This window comes from Actinomycetospora sp. C-140 (assembly GCF_054796175.1).
On sequence record NZ_JBTWNF010000019.1, the window covers coordinates 140,185 to 146,184 of the forward strand.

General features: G+C 70.2%; 6 protein-coding genes. 3 read left to right on the forward strand and 3 right to left on the reverse strand.

Going from position 1 to position 6,000, the window contains the following annotated elements; genetic code table 11:
- Positions 1 to 572: 572 nt before the first annotated feature.
- The gene (locus tag ACR9E3_RS26560; protein ID WP_460383757.1) at positions 573 to 1,337 is read left to right on the forward strand and encodes a hypothetical protein; all 765 of its coding nucleotides are present in this window, start codon (positions 573 to 575) and stop codon (positions 1,335 to 1,337) included.
- Positions 1,338 to 1,394: 57 nt separating this feature from the next.
- Here ACR9E3_RS26560 and ACR9E3_RS26565 read toward each other — a convergent pair whose 3' ends face one another.
- The 3 genes from ACR9E3_RS26565 to ACR9E3_RS26575 all read right to left on the reverse strand — a co-directional run bounded on the left by ACR9E3_RS26565 (position 1,395) and on the right by ACR9E3_RS26575 (position 2,942).
- A complete protein-coding gene (locus ACR9E3_RS26565; RefSeq protein WP_460383758.1) occupies positions 1,395 to 1,622 on the reverse strand; it encodes a hypothetical protein in 228 nt (75 codons plus the stop codon).
- Positions 1,623 to 1,818: 196 nt separating this feature from the next.
- Complete coding sequence (locus ACR9E3_RS26570; RefSeq protein ID WP_460383763.1) at positions 1,819 to 2,820, reverse strand: AI-2E family transporter; 1,002 nt, start codon at positions 2,818 to 2,820, stop codon at positions 1,819 to 1,821.
- Positions 2,814 to 2,942, reverse strand: a complete 129-nt coding sequence (locus tag ACR9E3_RS26575; RefSeq protein WP_460383765.1) for a hypothetical protein — start codon at positions 2,940 to 2,942, stop codon at positions 2,814 to 2,816. Before ACR9E3_RS26575 ends, ACR9E3_RS26570 begins: the two co-directional genes overlap by 7 nt.
- A gap of 182 nt (positions 2,943 to 3,124) precedes the next feature.
- On the opposite strand from ACR9E3_RS26575, the gene glsA reads away from it, so the two are divergent.
- On the forward strand, positions 3,125 to 4,105 hold the full coding sequence (gene glsA / locus ACR9E3_RS26580; protein ID WP_460383764.1) for a glutaminase A: 981 nt from the start codon (positions 3,125 to 3,127) through the stop codon (positions 4,103 to 4,105).
- Entirely contained in the window at positions 4,102 to 5,778 is a 1,677-nt protein-coding gene (locus ACR9E3_RS26585; RefSeq protein ID WP_460383759.1) for an MFS transporter, read from the forward strand. Before glsA ends, ACR9E3_RS26585 begins: the two co-directional genes overlap by 4 nt.
- Positions 5,779 to 6,000 lie beyond the last annotated feature (222 nt).

Below are 6,000 nucleotides of genomic sequence, written 5' to 3' on the forward strand. Positions count from 1 at the left end.
CTGCCGGAGGAACCTCGCGGGACCGTCGCCGCGCCTCTCCGGCCGCTCCGGTCGGCAGCTGTGGCCGGTACGGTTGCCCCGACGGCCGGTCTCCTGTTGTCCCCCCGGCAGGAGACGGGCCGTCACCCTTTCCGTCGGTTCGCCGGGCACGGGTCGCTGAGCACGACACAGCGCCACCTGCACCCCCCCCCCGGCACGCCACGACATCGACGCTCCCGGATCTCGCTCTCGGCCGGTCCGGTGACGTGGCGAGGCTGGGAGCGCTCGCCGAGACCGCCCACCGAATCGCGAGGGTCGTCGACGCAGCGACACATCGCGCCGAGGAAGGCCGCCCGTGAGCGCGAGCCCACGCAGGTCAGCGCGTCGGTCGTGTGCCCGCGTGACCTCGGCCACGCGATCGGGCCAGCGATGTCGACCGCCGACCATCCGCCGCGCCTCAGGGCAGCGGAAGGGCCGAGAGCCTGGTCGCAACGAGTGACACGGTGCGGCGCGGCCCCCGCGGCGTCTCGACTCATATACCCCGGGGGGGTATTTTCACGCCGCAGATGTCCACGGACCCGAAGGACGAACCGATGACCACCGTGACGATGATGAGCGCCCACTCGCTGCCCGCCGGTCTGGCGATCAGCCAGCACGGCTACACGCTCGAACCGGCCGTGCCGACCTTGCCCCGGGATGTACCGAGCGACTTCCGGTTCGTCATCACCGGCCCGGACGGGCACCCGGTGCGCGACTACCGGCCGATGCACGACAAGGAGCTGCATCTGATCGTCGTGCGCCGCGACACGCACGGCTTCCAGCACGTGCACCCTCGGCGTGACGAGACCGGCACGTGGTCGGTGCCGCTGACGATCCCCGACGCGGGCTCGTATCGCGTGTTCGCCGACGCCACCCCGGCGACGGCCGACGGCTCCGAGGTCGGTGGCCTGATCCTCGGCGCCGACATCGCTGTCGCCGGCGACTTCCAGCCGGTGCCCCTGCCCGCACGCGCCAGCAGCACCGAGATCGACGGCTACACCGTCACGCTCGCCGGCTCGCTCGTCGCCGGCCAGCACTCGGAGCTCAGGCTTGCGGTGAGCCGCCACGGCCGCCCGATCACCGACCTCGAGCCCTACCTCGCCGCGTACGGGCACCTCGTGGCCCTGCGCGTCGGCGACCTCGCGTACCTCCACGTCCACCCCGATGGCGAGCCCGGCGACGGGCACACCTCGCCGGGGCCCGAGATCAGCTTCCACGTCGTGGCGCCCAGCCCAGGTCTCTACCGGGCGTTCCTCGACTTCAAACACCACGGCATCGTCCGCACCGCTGCCTTCACTCTTCGTGCGGCCCGAACCTGAGCGCCGTGACCGCTGGCCCACTCGGGCGGCGGAGCGGCTCGCCCTTCCGCACGGCAGCTAGCAGCTGCCCCACGGGTCGAGGCAGTCGAGGCGGTGCCCAGCCGCGCGCTCTTCGAGGATCTGGAGCGCCGCGGCGTACACGGTGGTGCCGCGCGCAGCGGCGCGTTCGTCGAGCGCGTGAGCAGCTTGCTCGATCGTGATCTCGAGCAGCACCGAGAGCACCCCCTCGGCCTGATGCACCTCCGGCGGACAGACACGCAGCCGACTCGATACCTCAGCGCTCATCAGGCCTCCAGCCGTGGTTGCCCCGACGGTTGCTGCAGCGGGCGACGGCGATGTCCCACCTGCCGGCGACCAGCTTCGACCGGCTTGGGTGCCACGTCCATAGGCCATCGAGCCGAGTCCTGTAGGTGCGGAAAGCCTAGGTATGGGGCCTCGACGGTCTCAGAGAACGCGACTGCCGTAGCAGAGCGTCTTCCGGTCAGCTCTCGTGCGCCTCGGCGTTCGTATCGACGCTCGAACGTACGGGCCGGCCGGAGCCGATCGGCGGGGGCTTCGCACCGACGAGCGCCTGCACCCACTGTGCGCTCGGGTCGTCATCGACGAGCAGGCACTTGACGAAGAGCGTCAAGGGCACTGCGAGGACCGCGCCGACCGGGCCCAGCAACCATGCCCAGAAGACGAGGGAGATCAGCACGAGGGAGATCGACAGGTCGACCGCGTCGCCGACGTAGTAGGGCTGCACCAGCGAGGTCAGCACGAAGTTCACCACCAGGAAGACGACGATCACCGCGACGAGGAGCGGCGGTCGTGCGACGAGCAACGCGAGGATCGCCGGCGGGGCCGCCCCGATCCAGAACCCGAGGTAGGGGATGTAGTTGGTGACGAAGACGAGTACGCCCCACAGGACCGCGACCGGGATGCCGAGCCACCAGAGGATGACCGCGTCGACGGCACCCGTGATCAGCCCGATCATCGTGGTCACCGTGATGAAGCGGCGGGTGCCGTGTGCGAAGCGGCTCAGGGCGGCGCGCCGTGGCCCGAGCCGCTCGAGACGGTCGCCGATCCCGGTCGACTCGATGACGAGGAACAACAACAGCGAGAGCAGGAACAGCAGGTTCCCGGCCAGTCCGCCGACTCCACGCAGCAGGCCGGTGACGATCGGAACGAATCGCTGGGTGTCCAAACCGGAGATCAGGGCGCGGAGCTGTTCGGGGCCGACCCCGTATCCGGCGAGCGTCGCGAGCGCCGAGTTCAGCAGGGCGTTCGCTTCGGCGGTGTAGCCGGAGAGCAGGGTGGCCAGCCGCGCCAGCGAGAACACGACCGTCGCCGAGAGCGCCAGGACCACTCCGTAGACGGCCACGAGCAGGCCGAGCACCGTTGCCCAGCTCGGCCAACCGGCACGTTGCCAGCGCGCCTGCAGCGGATGCACCACCACCACGACGACGACGGCGACGGCGAGGAAGACCGGAGCGATCAGCAGGCGGTGAGCGCCACCCCTGTCGCCACGATCACCATGGCGGCGAGCGCGAGCAGGACGGACAAACCTCGTGGCAGTGTCGCGCGCTGGGATGCCACGTGCGGAACGGAATCGTCGCTGGTCACGCCGGCATGATGTCCTTCCGGCCAACCACCGCCAACGACGCCCACGGAGAGCCCCACCGTTCACCTCACCGGGCTTTCACCGGGAGGCCCGGTGGTCCATGATGCGTGGCCGAACGATCAGCTCGTGGGGCTACCCGAGAGGTGTGGTCGGCGTGGAGGTGGACGCGTCCCACGTGCCGCAGATGGCGGTCACCGGTGCTGTCCCGTCGGGCCCGGAGGCCGACCGTCTGCTCGCCGAGGCCCACGGGCACGCGTCGCGCCACGCCGAGGGAACGGTGGCCGACTACATCCCGGTCCTGGCCGCCGCCGACCCCGAATCCTTCGGTGTGTGCCTGGCCGATGTCGAGGGCGGTCTCCATGAGATGGGCGACACCCGAGTCCCGTTCACGATCCAGTCGATCTCGAAGGCGTTCGTGTACGCCCTGCTCTGTGACGCGTTGGGCCACGAGCGCGCCTTCGAGGTGGTCGGGGTCAACAACACCGGGCTGGCGTTCAACTCCGTGGTGGCGATCGAGCTCAACGACGGTCACCCGCGCAACCCGATGGTCAACGCCGGTGCGCTCGCCACCACCGCGCTGATTCCGGGCGACGCGGCCGAGGACCTGTGGACGGTCATCCGTGAGGGGCTGTCGCGGTTCGCCGGACGATCGCTCGAGGTCGACGAACAGGTCTACCGGTCGGAGATGGCGAGCAACCATCGCAATCGGGCGATCGCGTCACTGCTGGAGAGCTACGGGCGCATCGAGCGCGACCCTGCCGAGGTCGTCGAGGTCTACACCCGTCAGTGCTCGCTGCGCGTCGATGCCCGCGACCTGGCGGTGATGGGTGCGACCCTGGCCGACGGCGGCGTCAACCCGCTGACCGGCGAGCGGGTGGTGGCCGCCACGGTCGCTCGCGACACCCTGGCGGTGCTGGCGGCGAGCGGGCTCTATGAGCGTTCCGGGGAGTGGCTGTTCGAGATCGGGCTGCCGGGCAAGTCCGGGGTCGCCGGCGGGCTGGTCACCGTTGCCCCGGGTAAGGCGGGTATCGGCTGCTACGCCCCGCGGCTCGACGCGGCCGGCAACAGCGTGCGGGGTCAGATCGCGACTGCGTACCTGTCCCGCGCACTCGGGCTCCACGTGTTCGCCTCCGAGCCCCACGTCGAGGAGAGAGGTACGCGATGACCATCGACATTCCCGACGTACCCGACACGACCGACACGGCCGGTGGGGGGGACGTGGTGCGGGCGTCGTGGACGCCGATGGTGGGTCTGTTCCTGGCGCAGATCCTGATGTCCTACAACGTGGCCGCGCTGCCGGTCTCGCTCGGCGGCATGGTGGAGACCTTCGGGGTGCCGCCGACCGACGTCAGCACCGCGATCGTCACCTATGGGCTGGTCGTCGCCGCTCTGGTCATGGTCGGCGCCAAGATCGGGCAGCGGGTCGGCTGGGTCGTGGTGTTCCGGGTCGTGGTGGTCGTGTTCGCGCTCTCGGCGCTGACCATGATCCTCGCGCCCGCCGTGGGCTGGGTGATCCTCGCCCAGGCACTCGCCGGGGCCTCGGCCGCGATCATCGTCCCGTCGCTGGTGGCGCTGATCGCCGAGAACTACCAGGGCGACCAGCAGGCGACCGCCATCGGCTCGCTCGGGTCCGCTCGCGCCCTGGCCGGGGTCAGCGCCTTCCTCATCGGCGGCACCCTGGCCACCTACGTCGGGTGGCGGCAGGTCTTCGTGGTGGTCCTGATCATCGCGATCGCGGTGTTCGCGCTGAGCTTCCGGCTGCGTTCGGACCGCGGCAACCCCGACATCAGCATCGACGTCGTGGCGGCCGTGCTCATCGGGGCGGCGATCGTCCTGCTGACCCTCGGGGTGAACAACCTCAACGACTGGGGCCTGCTCCTGGCCGAACCCGACGCCCCGTTCAGAATCCTCGGGCTCTCCCCCGCCCCGGTCCTGATCGGACTCGGTGTCGTGCTGGTCCAGGCCTTCTTCCTCTGGACCCGACGCCGCACCGAGGCCGGACAGGTGCCGCTGGTGAGCCTGTCGGTGCTCGGCTCCGGTCGCGAACGCGCCGCCGTCTACGCCATGTTCGTCGTGGTCGCGCTGGAAGCGGCCCTGAACTTCACGGTGCCGCTCTACATCCAGATCGTGCAGGGTCGCACCGCGTTCGACACCTCGCTGGCGATGCTGCCGTTCAACCTGACCGTGTTCGTCACCGCCATGCTCGTGGTGCGGGTCTACGGCCGGTTCACCCCCCGTGTCATCGGCATGGGCTGTTTGGGGCTCACCACCCTGGCTCTGGTCTGGCTCTCATTCGTGGTCACCAACAACTGGGAGACCCTGCCCACGATCCTCGGGTTGTTCGTGTTCGGCATCGGGCAGGGCGCGCTGGTCACCCTGGTGTTCAACGTGCTGGTCACGGCCTCCCCGAAGGAGCTCTCCGGCGACGTCGGCTCCGTGCGCGGCACCGTGCAGAACCTTGCCTCCGCCGTCGGCACAGCCGTCGCCGGTGCCCTGCTCGTCGGCATCCTCAGCGCCAACGTCGCCACTACCCTCGCCAGCACCGTCGAGCTCCCCCCGGAACTCGTCGCGCAGGTCGACCTGGACAACACCAACTTCGTGAGCAACGAACGCCTCGAGACCGTCCTCGCTGGCACCACCGCCACCCCCGCCCAGGTCGACGCCGCGGTCGCCCTCAACGAAGAAGCACGCCTCCGCGCGCTACGCCTCGGGCTGCTCGTCCTCGCCGGGGTCAGCGCGCTCGCGATCCTGCCCGCCAGCCGCCTGCCCGACTACCGCCCCGGCGAGATTCCCGACAACGTCGTCGCCGGCGCCACCGACGCGCCATCGACCATCTGACTCCGATCCGTGGGAGTGGAGGGGCCTCGGCACGCACTCGTGCGATGGAATGCTCGCGACCTCGAGCCCCTCCTGTCCGAGAAGGGCGGGGCGGGACCGCCCCGCGTGCTCCTCGGAGCGCAGAGTCAGAGACGGGGTGGATCAGCGGGATGGCCCCGACGGGCCGCCCTCGGCGGCGAGCCGTACCCGTGAGGTGACACCGAACTCGGCGAAGACGTGCAT

Coding starts and splice junctions, on each gene's coding strand:
- ACR9E3_RS26560 (WP_460383757.1), top strand. CDS start 573: ATGACCACCGTGACGATGATGAGCGCCCACTCGCTGCCCGCCGGTCTG.
- glsA (WP_460383764.1), top strand. CDS start 3,125: ATGGCGGTCACCGGTGCTGTCCCGTCGGGCCCGGAGGCCGACCGTCTG.
- ACR9E3_RS26565 (WP_460383758.1), bottom strand. CDS start 1,622: ATGAGCGCTGAGGTATCGAGTCGGCTGCGTGTCTGTCCGCCGGAGGTG.
- ACR9E3_RS26585 (WP_460383759.1), top strand. CDS start 4,102: ATGACCATCGACATTCCCGACGTACCCGACACGACCGACACGGCCGGT.